This window comes from Dehalococcoides mccartyi (genome assembly GCF_001889305.1).
Taxonomy (GTDB): domain Bacteria; phylum Chloroflexota; class Dehalococcoidia; order Dehalococcoidales; family Dehalococcoidaceae; genus Dehalococcoides; species Dehalococcoides mccartyi_A.
In genome coordinates, this window is sequence record NZ_CP013074.1 from 585,534 (window position 1) to 607,961 (window position 22,428).

A 22,428-nucleotide genomic window follows, 5' to 3' on the forward strand; every position below is an offset into this window, starting at 1 on the left:
GTAGCCTTGCCATATATTACCACAAACTCTAAAAGACTAGATTTTTACAACTTGGACAGTTTGAACGTCCTGCAGAGACAGCAGCTGCTGGCGCTGTTTTTCCGGCAGGGGTTCATCCAGAGCCAGTATCATCAGGGCCTGCCCTCTGGCTTTCTGGCGGCTGAGGTGCATATAGCTTATGTTGATATCTGCATCCCCGGTAATCTTGCCGGCCGCACCTATCAGTCCGGGGCGGTCTATATGGTCTGCAAACAGGAAATAACCGCCGGTAGGTACAATATCTATCCAGTAATCATTCAATTTCACAATGTGTACATCACCGCGTACCAGACTGCCGGCAACCGTATTGGATTTACCGTTATCGGTATCTATGGTGACTGTAATCAGGCTGGAAAAATTCTGGCAGGCTGCTTCTTTTTGTTCGGTTACACCCAGCCCGCGCTGCGCGGCTACGATATCAGCATTGACCACGTTTACCCGTTCTTCGCTGATATGTTCAAGTATACCGCCCAGCACCAGGGCCTTCAGGGCGGTGGTGTCATAAGCGGCCAGTTCGCCGCAGTATTTAATGGTCACATTTTTCATGTGCCCGTCAGTCAGCTGGCTTACCAGGCTGCCCACTGTGCGGGCAACCGGCATGAAAGGACCAACTACCGGCAGGCTTTCGGCCGAGATATAGGGTGCATTTACGGCGTAGCGGGCAGGGCGGCCTTCAAATACATCTATTACCTGTTTGACTACGTCAGAGGTAGCCAGCTCCTGAGCTTCGGCAGTGGAAGCACCCAGGTGGGGGGTAACAATAATATTGTCACACTCAAAAAGGCAGCTTTCGGTGCAGGGTTCTTTGGAGAAAACGTCAATAGCGGCACCGCCGATACGTTTTTCCTTGATGGCTGCTGCCAGTGCTTCTTCGTCTATGATGCCGCCGCGGGAGGTATTGATAAGGCGGACGGTGGGTTTCATCATCTCCAGTTCCTTGGGGCCGATAAGTCCCTTGGTCTGGCCGGTCATGGGAACATGCAGGGTGATAAAGTCAGCCTGTTTCAGCAGGTCTTCAAAGGGTACCAGTTCTACCTGCAGTTTTTTGGCACGTTCCATAGATATAAAGGGGTCATAACCTATAACCCGCATTTCCAAAGCTAAAGCCCTTTTGGCTATCTCAGAGCCGATATTGCCCAAACCTACAATGCCCAGTGTTTTGCCCTTAAGTTCAGAGCCCACAAATTCATTGCGTTTCCACTGGCCGGATTTCAGGCTGGCGTTGGCTCTGGGAATATGGCGAGCCATAGACAGCATAAGGGCCAGGGTATGTTCGGTAGCGGAGATAGTGTTGCCGGTGGGGGCATTTACCACGATAATACCGTTACCGGTGGCAGCTTTTAAGTCAATATTATCTACGCCCACTCCGGCCCGGCCGATAACCTGCAATTTTTTACCGGCATTGATAATATCAGCGGTGACCTGGGTCTGGCTGCGTACCAGCAGAGCGTCATATTCACCGATAATATTTACCAATTCCTCCGGTTTAAGGCCGGTCTTTACATCTACCTGTGCAATCTCCTTAAGGGGTGATAATCCGGTTGCGGAGAGTGCATCGCTTACCAGTACTTTTTTCATTTTAACTCCTGAAACCTGCCTTGGGCAGGGCTGATTTAAGATTATCCAGTGTAACTTTGATATCGTTTTCGGTTACCCAACCCAGATGACCTATACGGAAAATCTTGCCTTCCAGAGGGCCTTGTCCGCCGGCCAGCACGGTGTTGTATTCTTCGCGCATTACCTTTAAGAGCTTCTTGGGGTCAAGCCCCTCGGTAGCCAAAACCGCAGTAACGGTGTTGGATGCATATTTTTCTTCGGCAAGCAGGGTCAAACCCAGCTCTTTGACACCCTTGCGGGTAAAGTCAGCAATTTTCTGGTGGCGTTTGAAGATATTCTGCATACCTTCTTTTTCCATCATAATCAAAGCTTTGTGCAAAGCTACAATAACTGAAACGCAGGGTGTCCAAGGTGTCTGCCCTTTCTCAATACTGGCTTTGTGTTTAGCCAAGTCCCAGTAGAAACGGGGCATCTTGGATTCGGCATTGGCTTTCCATGCATCAGGGCTGACAGAAATAAAAGCCAGACCGGGGGGAACCATCCAGCCTTTTTGTGAGCCGGATACAACTACGTCACAACCCCATTCGTCAACCGGCAGGTCAATGGAACTGAGGCTGGAAATGGCATCTACCAGCAGCAGTTTGCCGGCGCCTTTTACTACAGCCGCCAAAGACTTAAGGTCATTGGTGATGCCGGTGGAGGTTTCATTGTGGGTGACCAGCACCGCTTTTATTTCGGGGTGTTCCATCAGAGCCTTTTTGACCAGAGCGGGATCAGCCGCTTTGCCGTGCTCAAAATTAAGGGCAATTATCTTAGCCCCGAAAATGGAGGCAATCTTGGCAAAGCGTTCGCCGAATACACCTATGGAAACGCTTAGTACGGTTTCACCGGGAGATAAAAAGTTGACAGCCGCGGCCTCAAGGCCGCCAGTACCTGAGCCAGTGAGCACCAAGACATCATTCTTTGTCTGGAAGAAATACTTCAGTTTTTCAGCTACCTCTTTCATGATAGCTGCCATTTCGGGTCCGCGGTGGTTTATCATCTGCTGGCCCATGGCGGTTAAGACTTCTTCAGGACAGGGGGTAGGTCCGGGGATTCTCAGGTTTTGCATACTGGCTCCTTTTCAAATATTACCTTTAGTATATAAAAAATATTGCTTTTAGCAAAATTCTAAACAGCTTTGGAGTAGCGTCTCTTGCCGGCTTTTATTATATCACCGCATTTTACAGTTGTACCGGGGTCTGATATTTTAGCGGAATTTATTTCCACCCCGCCCTGTTCCAGCAGGCGGCGGGCTTCGCTTTTGCTCTTGGCAAGGTCCGCCTTGATAATAAAATCTATCACGCAGATGCCCTCACCGTTTTCCAGGCGGCATTCCGGCATATCTTCCGGTATTTCACCCCGCTGCACCACCCGGGTAAACTGGGCATCCGCCTCTTCGGCGGCAGCTGTGCTGTAAAGCTGAGTTATCAGCTCGCGGGCCAGGCGTTTTTTAAGTACCATGGGGTTTATCAGACCGTTTGCCATCTGGTTTTTAAAATCAGCTATTTCGGTTGCGGGTATGTCGGTCACCAGTTCAAAATACTGGAGTATCAGCTCATCCGGGATAGACATACACTTGCCGAATATTTCAGTGGGCTCTTCGGCTACACCGATATAGTTGCCCAGACTCTTGCTCATTTTGTGGACGCCGTCAGTGCCTACCAGTATAGGTACCATTAGCACCTGCTGGGGTTTCTGCCCCAGCATTTCCTGCAGTTCACGCCCTACCAGCAAATTAAACTTCTGGTCTGTCCCCCCGAACTCCACGTCAGATTTCACCATGACAGAGTCATAGGCCTGAAGCATGGGGTAGAGCAGTTCGGTTACGCTGATGGGTTTGCCGACGGCATATCTTTTGGCAAAATCGTCTCTGGCCAGCATCTGGGCTACGGTAAATTTGGAAGAAAGGCGGACTACGTCTTCCAGTTTAAAGTTACCGTACCATTCGCTTTGCCAGCGGACTTCGGTTTTATCTTTATCTACAATCTTGAAAAACTGCTCCAGATAGGTTTTGGCATTTGCCTTTACCTGTTCGGCTGAAAGCATGGGGCGGGTGACAGAAGCGCCGGAAGGGTCACCAATCTGGGCGGTCCAGTCTCCCACTATCAAAACTACCTGATGCCCCAAGTCTTGAAGCTGGCGGAGTTTCCTAAGGGCTACCATGTGTCCCAGATGGATATCTGGCGAACTGGGGTCAAAGCCTTCTTTCAGGCGGAGCTTTTTACCCGAAAGAAGCAGCTTTTTAAAGTCTTCTTCTACAATTACTTCGGCTACGCCCCGTTTCAAAATCTGGTCTATCCGGTTTTCCGCTTGGTTCATCTGGTATTACCTCAGTATATCTCTGGCTTTTGATATATCAGCTGAAATCTGGGTTTTCAGGGCTTCGGCATCTGCGAAGCAGATTTCAGGCCGTAAAAATTCTACAAATTCCACCTTAAGTACTTGACCCCTTATATCACCTGCAAAATCCAGCAGGTGTACCTCAAGGCGGTGTTCCTCCTGCCCGAAGGTGGGGCATGAGCCTATATTTGCTACCGCGTTATACTTTTTTTCGCCTAAAAATGCTTTGGCGGCATAAACACCGTCTGCCGGCAAGGCCAGGTAACCGGGCAGGGTAAGGTTGGCGGTCGGGAAGCCCAGCTTCGTACCCCGGTTTGCCCCGTTTTGAACAGTCCCGCGGAGGTGATAGTTTCTTCCCAGCATCAGACGGGCTTTGCTGACATTGCCGGAAAGCAGTGCCTGGCGGATGGCAGTAGAGCTGACTATCTGGTTTTCTATAACTACCGGTGATACTACCGAAACGCTGAAGTCCATAATATGGCTAAGCCGCCTAAGAGCAGTGGCATCTCCAGCCCGGTTTCTGCCCAAAGCAAAATCCGAACCTACCACAATGCCTTTCATATGCAGGTGGTCCAGCAGATAGCCTACAAAGTCGGTGGCGGAGACAGTGGAGATTTCAGGGGTGAAAGAGAGCATTATTATCTGGTCAAGCCCCATTTGCGAAAGCGCCAGATTGCGTTCTTCCAAACTTAGTATCAGTTTAATATCATCCTGCCCAAGCACTTTGCTGGGGTGGTCTTTAAAGGTGATAAGGCAGCTTTGCAGGTTACGTTCTTTGGCCTGTTTTTTAAGCTCGTTTATAAGGTGCTGATGCCCCAGATGAACACCGTCAAAAACTCCTATGGTAACAAGGGTATTTTGGTCTGAGGAATGGCGGATAATTTCTTCTTCAAGGAGTGTCATAAAAGTTGCCAACCTCTTGCTAAATATTTCGTTTAAATATCTGACAAAGAAAAAGGGGCTTTCTGAAATATAAAACCCCTGCCGGAACATTACTTTTAAACCTGTTTTATACTAACACAAGGCTATAGGTACGTCAATTTCATTATATATAAGGAAAAGGGGGGCAGATAAAATATTTTCGGGAAAGAGTACTTTTTCCTTTAAAACAGGCTATTTATATTACATAAAAACTGGTATAATGCTTGACAAACTGTGCTTACAGGAGTACCATTATTATTTGCAAATTATGCCTCCAAAAAAAATGTCAAACCAAAAACAGCGATTTTTTCTTCTAGCCGCATTATTGTGCGCTTTCGTTTTTTAGCGCAACGACGTCCCTTGAGATTATAATAAGGAGCAGACATGGTATCTATGTTACCTAAGGCCGACGCCGCCACTGGTGTAATCCGCAAATCTTATGCCCAATTACCCGAGGTTGTCAATGTACCTAACCTGATAGAGATGCAGCTGCAGTCTTTTGTCTGGTTTCAGGAGGAGGGTCTCCGTGAACTGATTGAGGAGATTTCTCCAATCAAAGACTTTGTGGGAAACAGGCTGGAACTGGAATTCATCGGCTATGAATTCAGAGAGCCCCGTTTATCCGAGTACGAATGCACCCAGCGTGACCAGACCTACTCTGTGCCCCTATATGTAAAAGCCAGGCTGATAGTAAAAACTACCGGTGAAATCAAAGAACCCTTTGATTTGTTCTTCGGGGATATCCCACTTATGACCGCTTTGGGTACATTTATTACCAGCGGTACGGAGCGGGTAGTTGTCAGCCAGCTATTGCGTTCACCGGGTGTTTACTTTACCATTTCAGATGACCCGGCCACCGGCCGCCCTCTCTGCCATACTAACCTTATTCCCAGCAGGGGTGCCTGGCTGGAGTTTGAAACCTCCAACCGGGATGTTATTTCAGTAAAAATTGACGGGCGCCGCAAGATTCCCGTCAGTACCCTTCTGAGGGCCATAGGTTATTCTGACGATTTGGATATTTTAAACCTGTTTGAGGTTATTGATAATGACCCCGAACGCCATTATATCCAGTCCAGCATTGACCGTGATCCGCTTATAAAGGATGAAATAAGTGCCCTTATTGATATTTACAGCCGTTTGCGCCCCGGTGATCCGCCCAATGCGGACAACGCCCGCAAACTTATTAACGAAATGTTCTTTGACCCCCAGCACTATGATCTGGGTAAGGTAGGCCGTTACAAGGTTAACCGCCGTCTGGAATTGCCGGCCCGTGAGGTTGGTGAAAACCGTGCCCTTACCCGTGAGGACATAGTAGCCATTATCCAGCGGATTATCATGGTCAATAACGGACAGGATACTCCGGATGATATTGACCATTTGGGCAACCGCAGAATCCGCACTGTGGGTGAACTTGTTCAGAACCAGTTCCGCATAGGTCTGGTACGTTTGGAGAGAGTTGCCCGTGAGAGAATGAGCATTGTCAATCTGGAAATGGTTACTCCCAGTGCCTTGGTTAATATCCGCCCGGTGGTTTCAGCTGTTAAAGAGTTTTTTGGTGGTTCACAGCTTTCCCAGTTTATGGACCAGACTAACCCTCTGGCTGAAATAACCAACAAACGCCGTCTGTCCGCCATGGGGCCCGGCGGTCTTTCCCGCGAAAGAGCCGGCTTTGACGTTCGTGACGTTCATTACTCTCATTACGGGCGTATCTGCCCCATTGAGACGCCTGAAGGCCCGAATATTGGTCTTATCGGTTCTCTGGCTACTTATAGCCGGATTAACCGCTACGGCTTTGTGGAAACTCCCTACCGCAAGGTTTATTCCAAACTGAAAAATAGTGATAAAAAACTGGTTGGTCTTAAACTGAAGACCGAAGTCAGTGAAAAAGGCAAGGTTCTTGCGGCTGCCGGTACTATCATTACCGAAGACAGCTTTAAGCTCATTTCAAAGCTGCCTGAGTGTGATATTCAGGTTATGCCGTTTGTATCTGCCGAAGTCAAATATATGCCTGCAGACGAAGAAGACCGCTATATTATCGCCCAGGCTAATACCCGTTTGGATGATAAAGGTTATTTCCTTGATGAAAGGATTGAAGCCCGTCTGGCTGAACGCTATGTAATAGAGCCCCCCGAAAAGATTGATTACATGGATGTTTCACCCAAACAGATTTTCAGCGTAGCGGCTTCGCTTATTCCGTTCCTTGAGCATGACGATGCCAACCGCGCCCTTATGGGTGCCAACATGCAACGCCAGGCTGTGCCTCTGCTTCGGGCAGAAGCCCCCATGGTAGCAACCGGTATGGAACGCGAAGCAGCCAGATACTCCGGTCAGGTTATTTTTGCCAAGCGCGCCGGTGTAGCTACTTCGGTTACCAGCGAGAAAATAATAATCCGCACCGCTGACGGCGGACATGATGAATATCTGCTCAAGAAATTTGTCCGCACCAATCAGGGTACATGTATAAATCAGCATGCCGTTATAAATAAAGGACAGAAGATAGAGGCCGGGCAGGTACTGGCTGATAGCTCTGCTACCGAAAACGGCGAACTGGCTCTGGGTCAAAATTGTGTTGTGGCCTTTATGAGCTGGCAGGGTTTTAACTATGAAGATGCTATTATCCTCAGCGAACGTCTGGTAAGGGAAGACGCCTTTACCTCTATTCATATTACCAAGCATGAGCTTGAGGCCCGTGATACCAAACTGGGTGTTGAAGAAATCACCCGTGATATTCCCAACGTAGGTGAAGAAAGCCTGCGCGAACTGGATGAAGACGGTATTATCCGCATAGGGGCTGAAGTTGGCCCGGATGATATTCTGGTGGGTAAGATCACCCCCAAGGGTGAAACCGAGCTTTCAGCAGAAGAAAAACTCCTTCGGGCCATTTTCGGCGAGAAAGCCCGCGAAGTTAAGGACACTTCACTCCGTATGCCTCATGGTGAATGGGGTAAGGTTATAAATGTAAGGGTCTTCTCCCGTGACAGCGGTGACGACCTGCCTGCCAGAGTGAACAAATGGGTGCAGGTTTGGGTTGCCCAGAAACGCAAGGTTTCAGTGGGTGACAAACTGGCTGGCCGCCATGGCAACAAGGGTGTTATCTCTATAATTGCCCCGGTAGAGGATATGCCTTATCTGCCTGATGGCACCCCGGTAGATGTGGTTTTGAATCCCATCGGCGTACCTTCACGCATGAATCTGGGACAGATTCTGGAAACCCATCTGGGTTGGGCAGGACATCTGCTGGGCTTCAGAGTGGCTACCCCCGTATTTGACGGGGCGGATGATACCGCTATTGAAGACGCTTTAGCCCGCTCCTGGCTTTCAACCAAGGCTGGTGCAATAGACATGAGCCCTGAAAACAAACGCCCCAGCGCAGATAATGCCAAGGCTATAGAGTGGATAAAACAGCAGGGCTTTGACGGCAAGAAGATATTTGATGAAAAACACCCTGGTCTGGCCAAGGAGGTCAGCCTTAAGCTTTGGCTTAAGGATATGGGGGTAGATGCTTCTGCTTTAAGCGGGGCTGAACTGGAAAAGAGAGCTTACGAAGTAAGCAGCCAAAACCGCCTGCCTTCGCCTATTGTGGGTAAATCAGTACTGCGTGACGGCCGCACCGGCGAAACCTTCGACCAGCCGGTAACCGTAGGCAATATGTACATCCTTAAACTTATCCACTTAGTGGAAGACAAGGTACATGCCCGTGCAACCGGTCCGTATTCACTTATCAGCCAGCAGCCTCTTGGCGGTAAAGCCCAGTTCGGCGGCCAGCGCTTTGGTGAAATGGAAGTTTGGGCCATGTACGCGTATGGTACAGCTCATAACCTTCAGGAGATGCTGACTATCAAGTCAGACGATATTGCCGGGCGAGCCAAGGCTTATGAATCTATTGTAAAGGGGGAGGATGTACTCCAGCCCGGTGTACCCGAATCCTTCAAGGTGCTTGTAAAGGAACTGCAGAGTCTGGGTTTGGCAGTTGAAGTGATAAATGAAGAAGTTAAAATTGCTCCATCCGAGAAAGTAGCCTCTCTGAATGAAGGAAACCAGCCGGGGAGTGATGATATTTCTGCTGAAATACTTCCTGAAACCCTGTATGCAGGCACAGAGGATATAGAAGACTCCATGATGTCGGTAATTGATGCTGACGATCAAGATTTGGCAATGTCATCAAATGATGAAGAGGTATCCGAAAACGATGAACGAAGTTAATGATTTTGATGCTATACGGATTTCGCTGGCTTCCCCTGACCAGATACGAAGCTGGTCTTATGGTGAGGTTACCAAACCTGAAACCATAAACTATCGTACGTTAAAGCCGGAGCGGGACGGTCTTTTCTGTGAGCGCATTTTTGGCCCTATTAAGGACTTTGAGTGTGCTTGCGGCAAATACAAACGTATCCGCTACAAGGGCATTATATGTGATAAGTGCGGCGTGGAAATTGCCCGTGCCAAGGTACGGCGTGAACGGATGGGGCATATTGAACTGGCCTGTCCGGTAGGCCATATCTGGTTCACCCGCGGGATTCCCAGCCGGGTAGGCCTGCTGCTTAATCTTTCTACCCGTAGCCTTGAAAGGATTATTTATTATTCCCATTTCATTATCACTGCGGTAAATGATGAAGCCCGTGAAAAAGCTATTAAAGACCTTGAGGTTATTTCATCCCAGCGGGTGGCTGATAAGGGCAGCGAGGTAGATACCAAGGTTGCCCAGATGGAAGCTGAAGATGCCACTGTTGAAGCTATTAATCAGGTTCGCCGTGATTTTTCAGCTGAACGTGAGCAAATGGAAGAAGATATCCAGCTGCTTATAGACCAACTGAAAGACCTGCAAATAGGTAATCTGTTGACCGAAAACCAGTATTACGAATTGAAACAGCGTTTCAGCAATGTTTTTGAAGCATCTATGGGTGCTGAGGCCTTGTTAAAACTGCTTTCTTACATTGATATGGACAAGGAGCGGAGCAAACTTATTCAGGAAACCCGCTCTACTTCCGGCCAGCGCCGCAAAAAGGCTGGCAAACAGCTTCAGCTGGTAGAGGCTTTCCGCCGTTCCAGCAACAAGCCGGAGTGGATGATTATGACGGTTCTGCCGGTACTGCCGCCGGACCTGCGTCCTATGGTTCAGCTTGACGGCGGCCGTTTTGCCACCAGTGACTTAAATGACCTTTACCGCAGGGTTATTAACCGCAATAACCGTCTCCAGCACCTGATGGAAATCGGGGCTCCGGAGATTATTATCCGCAACGAAAAACGTATGCTCCAGGAAGCGGTGGATTCACTGATTGATAACGGACGCCGCGGCAAGAGCGTAGCTGTAAATGGTGACCACAAAGCCAAGTCGCTTTCTGATTTGCTTCGCGGTAAACAGGGACGCTTCCGCCAGAATCTGCTGGGTAAACGTGTTGACTACTCAGGCCGTTCGGTTATTGTGGTAGGCCCTTCACTCAAACTTTCACAGTGCGGTCTGCCCCGCCGTATGGCACTTGAGCTCTTTAAACCCTTTGTCATGCACCGTTTGGTACGAGACGGGTTAGCCCCTAATATCAAGAGTGCCCGCCGTTTGGTAGAGCGTGCCCGCCCTGAGGTTTACGATATTTTGGAAGAGGTGGTCAAGGAGAGGCCGGTTATGCTTAACCGTGCTCCTACTCTGCATCGCCTTAGTATCCAGGCCTTTGAGCCGGTACTCATTGACGGCAGTGCCCTCAGGCTTCACCCGCTGGTTTGTTCAGCATTTAACGCTGACTTTGATGGTGACCAGATGGCTGTCCACGTGCCTCTTTCCAAGGCGGCCGTGAAAGAAGCCCGTGAAACCATGCTGTCCATTCATAATATGATGCTTCCCTCCAGCGGTGAGCCGGTGGTCTCCCCCAGTCTTGATATGGTCTTTGGTTGTTATTACCTGACAACCACCCGTCCGGGCGCAAAAGGTGAGGGTAAAGTCTTCAGTGACTTTGAAGAAGCCAAACATTATTACGAAATGGGTATTATTGACCTCCGTGCCATTATCAAGGTACGTGACGGCAAAGGGAATATGCTGGAAACCACTACCGGGCGGATTATATTCAATGATGTCCTGCCCAAGGCTGTAGAGTTTCAGAATATGGACATACCCAAATCCGCCATTAAAAAGATAATCGGACGTTGTTACAAGATACTTTCCAGCCAGGATATGGCTATCATGCTGGACAAGATTAAACAGCTTGGTTTCAAATACGCCACCAGTTCAGGCATTTCTATTGCCATGAGTGATATTTCAGTACCGCGTGAAAAAGCTAAACTGGTAGCCGCTGCTGATGAGCGGACTGCAATTTCCGAAGGGCAGTTTGCCCGCGGTCTTATCACCGAGGATGAACGTTACAATAGTATTATTGAAACGTGGATGGAAACGACTGACCGCATTACGGACGCCATTCAGGCTGGCTTTGACAAACAGGGTTCTGTTTACATGATGGCTAACTCTGGTGCTAAAGGTAACATTTCCCAGATACGCCAGATGGCTGGTCTGCGCGGCCTTATGACTAACCCTTCCGGCCGTATTATCGACTTCCCCATCAAGTCTTCCCTGCGTGAGGGTTTGACTGCCCTTGAGTACTTTATATCTACCCATGGTGCCCGCAAAGGTCTGGCTGATACCGCTTTGCGTACGTCCGGTTCAGGTTATCTGACCCGCCGTCTTATAGACGTAACACAGGATGTTATCATTCTTCAGGAAGACTGCGGCACTTCAAATGGTACCTGGATAGTAGAGCCCAAAGAAAAGGGTATGCTGCCACCGCTGGTTGACCGTGTACTTGGCCGCTGGGCTGCTCATAATGTGGTTCACCCCCAAACCGGCGAAATTATTGTGGAAAACAATGAAGAGATTGACGAAGCTAAGGCCAAGGCTATCGGCGAGGCTGGTATTACCGAGGTCTTTGTGCGTTCTCCTCTTACCTGCGAAGCTACTCACGGCATGTGCCGCCGCTGTTACGGGCGTGACCTTGGCCGTGTCCGTCTGGTAGACATGAATACCGCCGTAGGCATTATTGCCGCCCAGAGTATCGGTGAACCCGGTACCCAGCTGACACTCCGCACCTTCCACACCGGCGGTGTGGTAGGCGTAGATATTACTACCGGTCTTCCCAGAGTTGAAGAACTCTTTGAAGCCCGCCCGCCCAAGGTTCAGTCTATAATCTCTGAGATAGACGGTGCGGTAGAAGTTATTGAAAATGAAAATGGCCGCCATATCCGCATAGCCTCAGATGAGGTCTATCAGGATGAATACGAATTACCTTCCGGCTGGAAGACTCAGGTTCAAAGCGGTCAGTGGGTGGATTCCGGTATGGTACTGGCTTCGCCTGAAATGGAAGGCAAGTCCAAAGCTGTTGTTCAGAGCGACCAGAATGTAGTTGCCAGAGTGGCTGGTGAAGTTTCAGTGGATGGCAATCTGATTACCATCAAGTACAGCGAAAGTGAAGAACGCGAATACGCTATACCTGCCGCCATGCAGATAAAGGTTAAAACCGGGGATAGTGTCCGTGCCGGTCAGCAGCTGACTGACGGCTCTATAAACCCGCAGGATATTCTATCCATTTTGGGCAGGGATGCTGTTCAGAAGTATCTGGTTGAAGAAGTCCAGAAGGTCTACTACTCTCAGGGTGTACATATCAATGATAAGCACATAGAGGTTATTGCCCGCCAGATGCTTATCAAGGTACGTATTGATTCTTCCGGTGATACAGACCTTGTTCCGGGTGAACTGGTGGACAAGTTCCGTTATGAGGATATCAATGCCAAGGTTTTGGCCGAAGGCGGCGAACCGGCAACTGCCCATACCGTGCTTATGGGTATCACCCGTGCCTCACTCAGCACCGAAAGCTGGCTAGCGGCGGCCTCCTTCCAGGAGACCACCCGCGTCCTTACTGATGCCGCCATTTACGGCAAGGTGGACAAGCTGTCCGGCCTTAAGGAAAATGTTATCATAGGCAAGCTTATACCTGCCCAGTGTAAGTCCTGCAAGGAAGCTACAGTTGAAAGAGCGGAACGTATTGCCGCTGCAGCTTCTGCACCCGCTGTGAGCAGTCTGCCGGAAAATTGCCTTTAGGTTCTCTAGTGTTTTTACTATCGTGGCAGAGGGGCTTTTAGCCCCTCTGCTTTTTGTGAGGGATAGTTAGGAGCATACGGTTCTAGCTTATCTCTGTATACTTCACTTTAATGTCACTCCTCCTGCCGTAAATGACTGAGAGAAATTCTTTTGACACCAGACTTTAGAGAGTGTTTTGGAATATTTGTGCTATAATACTTCAAATGTCAGAGGAAAAAGAGCGTCTTATATCCGGGAAACTGGCCGCCGATGATGCCAAGCTGGATACCAGCCTTCGCCCCCGTTGCCTGTCTGATTTTATAGGTCAAAAGCGCCTCAAGGATAATCTTGGGGTAGCCATACAGGCGGCCAAGCAAAGGGGAGAGGCGCTGGACCATGTTTTGCTTTACGGGCCGCCGGGATTAGGGAAAACCACTCTTTCGCATATCATAGCTTTGGAGATGGGGGTGAATATCCGTATTACCTCCGGTCCGGCCATTGAAAGGCAGGGTGATTTGGCAGCTATTCTGACCAATCTGAAGCCCTTTGATATCCTGTTTATAGATGAAATACACCGCCTTAGCCGGAATGTAGAGGAAGTCCTTTATCCGGCTATGGAAGACTACGCACTTGACATAATGGTAGGAAAAGGGCCGGGCGCCAGAAGCCTCAGGCTTAAACTGCCACATTTCACCCTGATAGGGGCGACCACCCGCTATGCCATGCTTTCAGCACCTTTGCGTGATCGTTTCGGTTCTATATTCCGTCTGGATTTTTATGATGAAGAAGCCATATATGATATTGTCCGCCGCTCCGCCCGTATACTAGGGGTGGAAGCAGATGAAAATGGTCTTCATCAGATAGCCTGCCGTTCCCGCGGCACTCCTAGAGTGGCAAACCGTTTGCTTCGGCGGGTGAGGGACTATGCCCAGGTAAAGGGAAACGGGCTGATTACCGGGGATATTGCAGCGGAATCTCTGGCCTGTTTGGAAGTGGATAAATTGGGGCTGGATGAGATTGATCACAAGGTTTTAAAAACCATTATCCATAAATTCGGGGGAGGACCGGTGGGTCTTGAAACTATTGCCGCGGCTATTTCCGAAGAAGCGGATACGATTATGGACGTTTATGAACCTTATCTGCTCCAACTGGGTTTTTTGGAAAGAACACCTAGAGGACGTCAGGCAACCCGTTTGGCTTACCAGCACTTGAGTATACCTTATCCGGCTGATAAAAATACCCAGCAGGGACTTTGGGCGGAGAATGGCACCTAAACTTCTTCTCCATGGTTGCTGTGCCCATTGTACCGCTTACTCTTTCAAATACTGGCAGGAACAGGGTTTTCTGGTCAGTGTTTACTGGTACAACCCCAACATTCACCCCTTTACTGAGCATCAAAGCAGACTTGAGGCTATGGAGAAACTTTCAGATGAAATGGGTTTTGAGCTTATAACAGAGCCTTCATATCAAATGGCCGAATATTTTAAAAATGTAGCCGCAAATGTGGATGGGCGTTGTCGAATCTGTTTTGATATGCGTCTGGGGCAGACTGCCGCTTATGCCGCACAGCATGGGTACGAATATTTTTCCTCAAGCCTTTTTATCAGCCCTCACCAGAAACATGCTGATGCAGTTTGTGCGGCTGAAATATTGGCTAAGGAAACGGGGATCAAATTTGCCTATGCAGACCTTCGAAAACGTTATTCGGACAGCCGCCATATTACCAAACCCTTAGACCTTTATCGCCAGCAGTACTGCGGGTGTATATATAGTGAGTATGAAAGATTCGGCAAGGCGGATTCGCCTGCCTAATAGGCTATTTTGTACTCTTTTATCCGGGCAGGTATGTTAAAATATATGTACACTATTTGCCAGAGGTTTATTTAAATGGCCTATTTAATCCGCCCTATAAAAGACGAAGATATACCTGAACTAAATCAACTTGATAAAGAAGCCTTTCCCACAATGTGGCCGGCGACCAATTTCAAGCGTGAGATGGAAAACATCATGGCCCATTATATGGTGCTGGTTGATGAGGACATCTCCACTGCTGCAAAGCCTGTTTTAAGTATTTGGAAACGACTTAGGAATTGTATCCGACATGATACTGGCACTATTCAGCAGGTGGTAGACTGCCCAAAGGTAATTGGTTACGGTGCTATATGGGTAATGGCCGGCTCTGCCCATTTGGTCAGCGTGGCAGTGCGGGAGGCCTACCGCCGCAAAGGATTTGGCGAGTTGCTTCTGATAAGCTCTTTGAAAGAAGCTATCAAACACAAATGCTTTGAAATGACTCTTGAGGTCAGGGTTTCAAATATTGTGGCTCAAAATCTGTATTTGAAATATGGGTTTGCCATAAAGGGTATACGGAAAAAATACTATCTGGATAATCACGAAGATGCCCTTATTATGACTTTAGATAGCATTGATAGCCCTGATTTTACGTCTAAACTGGAAGAATATAAAAACAGCCACACCCGGAAGTGGAAAACCACACCGGGCATGGCCGAACTGGCTTCTTAAATTTATTAAAAGGGAAAGTTACTCTTCGTCTCCGCCCCGGGATTTGCGTTTTAAATCCCCCAGGGATTTCAATCGTTCAAATTCTGCTTCATCTATGGGTTCGCAGAGCTTGACCGTACCCCGTTCAATGCGTATTTTGAAAAGCTTGCGGCATTTCCAGCATTTATAAGGTCCTTCATATACTTCGTCAGCTAATGAAAAACTGCCAATTACGCCACAATCAGGGCAGGGGATTTTTACCATCATCTCTCAGGTACTTCCTTTCACCAACTTGCGTTTACAGTGTAATAGTTTATTCCTAAGGGAAAAACTATTCAAGCAGGTTTACTTTTGAAAAGAGGGCATTGGCCAGCATCCCGGCGGCTATTGGCATCAGGGCGGTTACGGCCAGCCGTATCAGGGCGAATTTCCAGCCCAGCATGCCAATCTCAAGAGGAAGACGGTTCACCGCCAGCAGTGACCAGCCCGTCATGAATGCTACCATAGTACCGGCTCCGGCACCGCCGCCCAGCAACCCGGCGGCAATGGGCATACAACTGTAAGGTCCGCCCGGCATTAGCCCGCCCACAGCTGTACCGATAAGTACACCTTTGAAACCTGATTCCTGTCCCAGCCACTGGCTGACGGTCTCTTCGGGTATGATAACCCTGAGCATACCGGCAATCACAAAGGCCAGTACCATCATGGGCAATACCTGAATAAATATATCCCAGGCGGCTTTAAACCCCTCTACGTGAGCACCGTTTTTGTTGTAAGCAATAACACTGACCACCACTGCTGCAACCGCCAGAATTATGGTGGGGATTATCATGGAAGGTCTTTGGCCTCTCTCACAGCTGTTATTTACCATATTACTTATACAAATATATCCTAAAGCCCTATTTTTTTAAAGTTTGTTTCTCAAGTATCAGGCAGATGTTACGGGCAAAATATTTTGGTCCGCGGTGGCTCTTTTCACCGGATGAGCTGACTACCCTGAAACCGGCTTTTTTAACCAGTGCCTCTATCTCCCAGCAGGTATACAGGTGGTAATAGCGCATGAGTATCTGGTCCTGGCTTTTCCATGGCACCAGAGTTTCCCGCCCCTTGAACCAAAAACGGGGCTGTAGACGGTTCCAGACCGTCAGGAATATTTGTCCGTTATCTTTCAGTACCCGTCCGAATTCGTTTAGGGCTTTTAGTTGAGAATCCTGTCCTTTCAGGTGGTGGAAACTGGCCACAGCAATCAGCCAGTCAAATTCGGCATCCTTGAAAGGCAGGTTTTGCATATCTGCCACTGCCAGATTAGGTTTGAAGCCGTGTTTACGGGCATATTTACCGGCTTGGTCTATCATCTCGGCTGAAAAATCTATGCCATACAGCTCAAAATTGTTTTTAAAAGGTATAAAATCTGCTCCGCAGCCGCAGCCGGCATTAAGGAGTTTGCCTGTTTGCCATTTTTCGGCCAGTGCTGAAAGCTCCGGGCTGAAAATGGAACGATGGCGAAAGCTGTACCAGCCAGCGGCTATACGGTCAAATACCTGTGACTGGGAAGTAAAATTTTGTTCGTTCATAGCTTTAGGTTATAATTAACTATCCTTAATAGATAAGAGTATATATGAAGAAGCTTTCCCGAACAATATCAGGCGTTACCCCGGTGGCGGTTATGACCAAACCTCTGCCGTGTCCCGGCAAGTGCATATATTGTCCTACTTTTGCTGCCACTCCCCAGAGCTATACACCTGAATCTCCGGCTGTTTTGCGGGCTAAAAGCTGTGAATACCAGGCTTACAAACAGGTTGCCCTTCGCCTGCGGATAATACAGGATATGGGTCACCCTACAGATAAGGTTGAGCTTATAGTTATGGGTGGTACTTTCCTTTCAGCAGATACCGCCTACCAGTATGGTTTCATTAAAGACTGCTATGATGCGTTGAATGGGATAGTGGCTGGCAGTCTGGAGGAAGCTAAGACTATAAATGAAACTGCTCAGCACCGCTGCGTAGGCTTATGCATTGAGACCCGCCCGGATATCTGCGGTGAGACCGAAATACAACGGATGATAGATTTCGGAACTACCAGAGTGGAACTTGGCGTCCAGATGCTGGATGATGATATTTATAAACTGGTTGAACGGGGACATACAGTTGCGGATGTGGCTGAGGCCACCCGCCTTTTGCGTGAATACGGCCTAAAAGTGCATTACCACTGGATGCCCGGACTTCCCGGTTCAGCCCCTGAAAAAGATCTGGCACTTTCCCGCATGGTGTTTGAAGATCCCCGGTTTTGCCCTGACGGGCTTAAGCTTTATCCCACTATGGTAGTGGAGGGGACTGTACTTGAGGAGTGGTGGAAAGAAGGCAGATATACACCGTACCCAAGTGACATCATGACCGGGCTTATTGCGGATATTAAAGCTCTGGTGCCGCCTTATGTGCGTATCTCACGGGTTCTTCGGGATATACCGGCGGTATTTATCAGCGCGGGACTCAAAGACTCCCTGAGAGATGGTGTTCGGCAGATACTGGAAAGCCGCCACCAGAAGTGCAGGTGTATACGCTGTCGTGAATACGGCCACCGCCAGCGGAAAGGACAAACCAGTGGTGAACCCACCTTAAGGCGACTTGATTATCCTGCTTCAGAGGGCAACGAGATATTCCTTAGCTTTGAGGATTCTTCCGATACCCTTTATGGTTTGCTCAGGTTGCGTATACCCTGTTTATCCCTGCCTGTTCCGGATAAAAAATACGGCGGTAAAATAGGACTGGTACGTGAACTGCATGTATATGGCATAGAACTCTCACTGGGTGAACAGGGAGACCAGTCTGCCCAGCACCGGGGTCTTGGCAGAAAGCTGGTGGCCGAGGCAGAACGGCTTGCCCATGACGAATACGGCCTTAGCTCACTGGCAATACTAAGCGGTGTGGGCGCCAGAGAGTATTACCGTTCACTCGGGTATGAACTTTCGGCAGGGTATATGTGTAAGCGTCTGGCTTGATATTAAAGCGGATTTGGCTGATTTTGCCCTGTATGGTGACAAATGTTAAACTACAGGTGTAAACTCTGCTGATGTGTCAGTAAATGCAACTTGAACTGAATGGTAAAAACGTTTTTTAGGTGCTAGAATATAAACAGTTATTTTATACAGTAACTTGTGTGTATTACCAGTATATATGGTGACGGGAAAACAAAAGACATGGCTAGGAGGATAAAATGGTCCGTGTTGCTGAAGAATGGTTTGCAGTATGCGGAGGGTGTGAACTCTCTATACTGGATATAGGTGAGCCGCTGCTGGATGTTTTACCCAACTTGGAAATAGTTCATATGCCTGTTCTTATGGATCATAAACTTCTCGGACAGAAGGGTGATGGTATTAAATACGAAATCCCAGAAGCTGATCTTGGTATAATTACAGGCGGTATCCGAAATGAGGAAAACAGGGAACTTGCTCTGGAAATGCGCAAGAAATGCAAGCTAATCGTAGCCCTTGGCACTTGTGCCTGTTTCGGCGGTATTCCGGCTCTGGCAAACCTTTCTACTACCGAAGATATGTTGAAACAGGTTTTCAGTAAGGAGAAAGGTACTGATCCTGCTTCTCCTCCCGGTGACAAATCCCTCCCCAAAATGCTTGACCGTGTTTATGCCGTAGATGAAATAATAACAGTAGATATTCACCTGCCCGGTTGTCCTCCTACACCAGCCCATATAGTTGAACTGCTCACAGCAGTACTTGCGGGTAAAACTTTTGCGCTTCCCGAAAGAAGTGTTTGCGATACCTGCCCCACCATACGTGAAAAACAATCTACCGGCGGGTCTATCAAACGCCCTCTGCAAAATGCCCAGTTTACCCCCGGCCGCTATGATAATATGCGCTGCCTGAATGAACAGGGCTTGTTCTGTCTGGGGCCGGTTACCAAAGCTGGGTGCAACCGTATTTTGGGTGCTGATCCTTCGGAAGAAATTCCCCGCTGTATAAAGGCTTATATGCCGTGCCGCGGCTGTTTCGGACCTGTCCGCAAAGGTTCTAATCCTACTGCTGATATAATGGGCTCGTTAAGCTATATCGGGCGTGATCCAAAGGAGATTGTTGACCGGGTGGCCACCATAAACCGCTTTATCGGTTCGGGTAGACTCCGCCCGCAGGATAAATAATAACCCCTTTTAGTTAATTCGGAGGATATATGAAACAGATTACAATACAGCCGGTTACCAGAATTGAAGGTGCTGCTAAGGTTGTTATAAACCTTGATAATAGCGGCAATGTATCTGATGCCCGCATGCATATTATAGAGCTGCGCGGTTTTGAAAAATTTTGTATAGGGCGGCCTGTAGAAGAAATGCCCCGTATTACCCCGCGTATCTGCGGCGTTTGTCCGCTTTCCCATCATCTGTGTTCCGCTAAGGCTTGTGACAACGTCTTCGGTGTTACCCCGCCGTCTGCTGGCCGCAAACTGCGTGAACTGGCTAATGCCGCTGCTTATCTGGAAGAGCACATCCTCCATTTCTTCTTTTTAGCTGGAGCTGACCTTGTGATGGGTCCGGGTGAAAACTACTCTATGCGCAATGTTTTTGGTATAGCCCAGAAGATGCCTGAACTGGGCCAGAAGGTTATACGCTCACGTCATCTGGCATCAAAGATGCTGGATTATCTTTTGGGAAAAGATATCCACCCTGTAGCGGCTGTAGCCGGAGGGTTCTCAAAACCGCTTACGGAAACTGAACGTGAAAAAATGATGGAAATGGCTAAAGAACTGTTGGAGTTCTCCAAGTTTTCCATAGCATATGCCAAAGAAAATCTTTTCAGTAAATATGAAAGCCTTATTAAAGAAATTGGCGTTATCAAGACCGGCTTTTTAGGCACTGTAGATAAAAACGGTGCTTTAAACCAATATGACGGCAATCTTCGTCTTATGCGTCCTGACGGCAAGTTTACCGAATTTTCCCCCAAGGATTACCTTGACCATATTACTGAGCGGGTAGAAGACTGGAGTTATGCCAAATTCCCGTATGCCAAGGAACTCGGTGAGTTTAATATGGATTTAGACAATCCCTCCGGTATTTTGAGGGTAAACACTCTGGCCCGTATAAATGTCTGTGACCGTATTGCTACGCCCTTGGCTCAAAAGGAACTGGAAGAATTCCGCGCTAAATTCGGCCGTCCTGCCCAGCAGTCACTTCTTTTCAATTGGGCACGCTTGATAGAGCTTTTATACAATGCTGAAAGGGTTATTGAGCTTCTTTCTGACCCCGAAATTACCAGCACCAACACTCGTGTACCGGTAACTCCCAAAGCTGGCCGGGGAGTGGGTTGCATAGAAGCCCCCCGCGGCACCCTTATTCATGACTATACTACAGATGATAATGGTTTAGTTACTGATGCCAATCTGGTGGTTGCCACCGTCTTTAATAATGCTGCTATAAATATGTCCGTAAAACAAGCTGCCCAAACTCTTATAAAGGGTGGTAAGTATGATGAAACCATTTTGGACGAAATAGAAATGGTTATACGGGCTTATGACCCCTGCTTGTCCTGCTCTACACACGAGCTTAATGGCAAAGTAGCGGTCAGGCTGGATATAGTTGACGCAAGCGGACAGCTGGTCCAGACTTACTCTAACTAAATATGGACTGTTTACCGGAATATTGCTCCCGGCTGGTGGTTGTATTCGGCTGCGGAAACATACTTTATGGTGATGACGGTTTTGGCCCTGCTGTAGCAGATTACTTAAATGCCCATAGCCGGGTTCCTTCTTTTGCCTGCGTTATGGACGTGGGTACAGCTATCCGAGAGTTATTATTTAACATAATGATAAGTGATGTGAAACCCAAGGTTATAGTACTGGTAGATGCCATGGAAACTGGGCTGGAGGCGGGTGAGATTGGGCATCTTACGGTTGAACAGGTATCTCCGGAAAAGATAAATGACTTCTCACTGCACCTTATGCCCACCCTGAATATGCTTAAAGAGCTTCATGCTGACGGGGGAGTAAAAATAGATGTGCTGGCAGTTAAACCTGAACGGATACCCGAGGAGATGGAACAGGGTTTAACTGAAAAAGTCCAAAAAGCGGTAGTTGAAACCGCCCGTTATATTATGGATATCTATTTTGCCCAGCCGCCTTTTTAGTGGCTTTCCTGACTCCAGTTCTGCATCATTTCCTTTATCTTTTGCCCCAGTTTTGGGTTATTCCGCAGGCGTTCAATGAAAATAGGGCAGGCCTCCAGCATGGAGTTTTGGGCGGCGGAAGCCATGGATAACATCTGCTGCATGGCAGCTTCATCTTGAGGCGCATTCATACCCGGACCTCCGCTTTGTACCTGGCGGCGGATATCTTCAGAAGTATATCGCATAGGTGTTGTACAAGCACGGTACCACGGACACTCTTTGCATTGGGCTATATTTGATGCTTCGTTCAATATATCAGTCATTGTTACTCCTTAGGTTTTAGTATATCTTGTCCAGTTGGTTGTCAAAATCTGTCTGGCTGGAAAATGCCCCGAACTTTATGGCCTTTATTATCCCTTCGGCATTTATAAAATAGGTAATGGGAATATAGTTTGCATTGTAGATTTGCCCGATAGCACCAGTGGTATCCAGCAGTACCGGAAAGGTATAGTGATTATCCTCCATAAACTGCTCTATAAGTGACTGGCTCTCTGTTATATTTATCATAAGGACTTTAATGCTGTCTGGGAGAGTCTTGTTTTTTAGATAAGCGGCTTCAAAAAAAGGCATCTCCTGTTTGCAATAACTGCAGCTTATCTTCCAGAAGTTTATAATTACCCCCGAGCCTCTGAAATCACTCAGGTTTATTTCCTGCCCAGCCAGATTTTTCAGGGAGAAATCCGGTGCAAAATTGTTTATCTTTATACCTGTTACGGGTTGGTTGGCGTTGTCAGATGGAGATGGCGTGGATTGGCTGCAGGCGGACAGACAAAGACTGCCAAGGAGCAGAAAACAGAGGGCTAAC

The 22,428-nt window shown here is 48.2% G+C and carries 19 protein-coding genes; 10 read left to right on the forward strand and 9 right to left on the reverse strand.

From position 1 onward, the window contains the following. Positions 1-36: 36 nt before the first annotated feature. Genes serA through ASJ33_RS03185 form a run of 4 tightly spaced genes read right to left on the reverse strand, consistent with a single transcriptional unit; the run spans position 37 to position 4,881 of the window. Entirely contained in the window at positions 37-1,617 is a 1,581-nt protein-coding gene (serA, locus tag ASJ33_RS03170) for a phosphoglycerate dehydrogenase (RefSeq protein ID WP_023652107.1), read from the reverse strand. Between the two features lies 1 nt (position 1,618). Further along, positions 1,619-2,707 carry a pyridoxal-phosphate-dependent aminotransferase family protein gene (locus ASJ33_RS03175; RefSeq protein ID WP_041330761.1) on the reverse strand — a complete coding sequence of 363 codons (1,089 nt, stop codon included), beginning with the start codon at positions 2,705-2,707 and terminating at the stop codon, positions 1,619-1,621. 59 nt (positions 2,708-2,766) lie between these two features. Next, the gene (tyrS, locus tag ASJ33_RS03180; RefSeq protein WP_041330762.1) at positions 2,767-3,957 is read right to left on the reverse strand and encodes a tyrosine--tRNA ligase; all 1,191 of its coding nucleotides are present in this window, start codon (positions 3,955-3,957) and stop codon (positions 2,767-2,769) included. 6 nt (positions 3,958-3,963) lie between these two features. Beyond that, positions 3,964-4,881 carry a bifunctional riboflavin kinase/FAD synthetase gene (locus ASJ33_RS03185; RefSeq protein ID WP_041331705.1) on the reverse strand — a complete coding sequence of 306 codons (918 nt, stop codon included), beginning with the start codon at positions 4,879-4,881 and terminating at the stop codon, positions 3,964-3,966. Between the two features lie 402 nt (positions 4,882-5,283). Between ASJ33_RS03185 and ASJ33_RS03190 the strand changes: the two genes are divergently transcribed. The 5 genes from ASJ33_RS03190 to rimI all read left to right on the forward strand — a co-directional run bounded on the left by ASJ33_RS03190 (position 5,284) and on the right by rimI (position 15,478). Next, positions 5,284-9,102, forward strand: a complete 3,819-nt coding sequence (locus tag ASJ33_RS03190) for a DNA-directed RNA polymerase subunit beta (RefSeq protein ID WP_023652111.1) — start codon at positions 5,284-5,286, stop codon at positions 9,100-9,102. Continuing rightward, entirely contained in the window at positions 9,089-12,976 is a 3,888-nt protein-coding gene (gene rpoC, locus ASJ33_RS03195; protein WP_012881860.1) for a DNA-directed RNA polymerase subunit beta', read from the forward strand. Before ASJ33_RS03190 ends, rpoC begins: the two co-directional genes overlap by 14 nt. 203 nt (positions 12,977-13,179) lie before the next feature. Beyond that, positions 13,180-14,229 (forward strand): Holliday junction branch migration DNA helicase RuvB, encoded by a 1,050-nt coding sequence (ruvB, locus tag ASJ33_RS03200; RefSeq protein ID WP_023652112.1) that lies wholly within the window; start codon positions 13,180-13,182, stop codon positions 14,227-14,229. Continuing rightward, on the forward strand, positions 14,219-14,767 hold the full coding sequence (locus ASJ33_RS03205) for an epoxyqueuosine reductase QueH (protein ID WP_023652113.1): 549 nt from the start codon (positions 14,219-14,221) through the stop codon (positions 14,765-14,767). Before ruvB ends, ASJ33_RS03205 begins: the two co-directional genes overlap by 11 nt. A gap of 75 nt (positions 14,768-14,842) precedes the next feature. Beyond that, positions 14,843-15,478: a ribosomal protein S18-alanine N-acetyltransferase gene (gene rimI / locus ASJ33_RS03210; RefSeq protein ID WP_023652114.1), complete on the forward strand. Its 636-nt coding sequence runs from the start codon at positions 14,843-14,845 to the stop codon at positions 15,476-15,478. An 18-nt stretch (positions 15,479-15,496) separates the two neighbouring features. On the opposite strand, the gene ASJ33_RS03215 is transcribed toward rimI, so the two are convergent. From ASJ33_RS03215 to ASJ33_RS03225, 3 genes are all read right to left on the reverse strand, one after another. Then, entirely contained in the window at positions 15,497-15,724 is a 228-nt protein-coding gene (locus ASJ33_RS03215) for a hypothetical protein (protein WP_012881864.1), read from the reverse strand. 64 nt (positions 15,725-15,788) lie between these two features. Next, positions 15,789-16,289 (reverse strand): permease, encoded by a 501-nt coding sequence (locus ASJ33_RS03220; protein WP_231854730.1) that lies wholly within the window; start codon positions 16,287-16,289, stop codon positions 15,789-15,791. A gap of 67 nt (positions 16,290-16,356) precedes the next feature. Next, positions 16,357-17,031: a class I SAM-dependent methyltransferase gene (locus ASJ33_RS03225; RefSeq protein WP_041330764.1), complete on the reverse strand. Its 675-nt coding sequence runs from the start codon at positions 17,029-17,031 to the stop codon at positions 16,357-16,359. 44 nt (positions 17,032-17,075) lie between these two features. Here ASJ33_RS03225 and ASJ33_RS03230 point away from each other — a divergent pair, with 44 nt between their 5' ends. From ASJ33_RS03230 to ASJ33_RS03245, 4 genes are all read left to right on the forward strand, one after another. After that, entirely contained in the window at positions 17,076-18,455 is a 1,380-nt protein-coding gene (locus ASJ33_RS03230) for an elongator complex protein 3 (protein WP_041330766.1), read from the forward strand. A gap of 215 nt (positions 18,456-18,670) precedes the next feature. Further along, positions 18,671-19,609: a F420-non-reducing hydrogenase subunit G gene (locus tag ASJ33_RS03235; RefSeq protein ID WP_023652118.1), complete on the forward strand. Its 939-nt coding sequence runs from the start codon at positions 18,671-18,673 to the stop codon at positions 19,607-19,609. A 29-nt stretch (positions 19,610-19,638) separates the two neighbouring features. Continuing rightward, positions 19,639-21,078, forward strand: a complete 1,440-nt coding sequence (locus ASJ33_RS03240) for a Ni/Fe hydrogenase subunit alpha (RefSeq protein WP_041330767.1) — start codon at positions 19,639-19,641, stop codon at positions 21,076-21,078. A 2-nt stretch (positions 21,079-21,080) separates the two neighbouring features. Continuing rightward, positions 21,081-21,584, forward strand: coding sequence for a hydrogenase maturation protease (locus tag ASJ33_RS03245; protein WP_023652120.1), 504 nt, complete (start codon positions 21,081-21,083; stop codon positions 21,582-21,584). Here ASJ33_RS03245 and ASJ33_RS03250 read toward each other — a convergent pair. Both ASJ33_RS03250 and ASJ33_RS03255 read right to left on the reverse strand, forming a co-directional pair. Continuing rightward, on the reverse strand, positions 21,581-21,886 hold the full coding sequence (locus ASJ33_RS03250) for a hypothetical protein (RefSeq protein WP_023652121.1): 306 nt from the start codon (positions 21,884-21,886) through the stop codon (positions 21,581-21,583). The genes ASJ33_RS03245 and ASJ33_RS03250 overlap by 4 nt on opposite strands. A gap of 16 nt (positions 21,887-21,902) precedes the next feature. Beyond that, entirely contained in the window at positions 21,903-22,328 is a 426-nt protein-coding gene (locus tag ASJ33_RS03255) for a peroxiredoxin family protein (protein WP_395843478.1), read from the reverse strand. Between the two features lie 12 nt (positions 22,329-22,340). Here ASJ33_RS03255 and ASJ33_RS08660 point away from each other — a divergent pair, with 12 nt between their 5' ends. Beyond that, positions 22,341-22,427, forward strand: a complete 87-nt coding sequence (locus ASJ33_RS08660; RefSeq protein ID WP_395843482.1) for a hypothetical protein — start codon at positions 22,341-22,343, stop codon at positions 22,425-22,427. The last annotated feature ends 1 nt before the right edge of the window (position 22,428 follow it).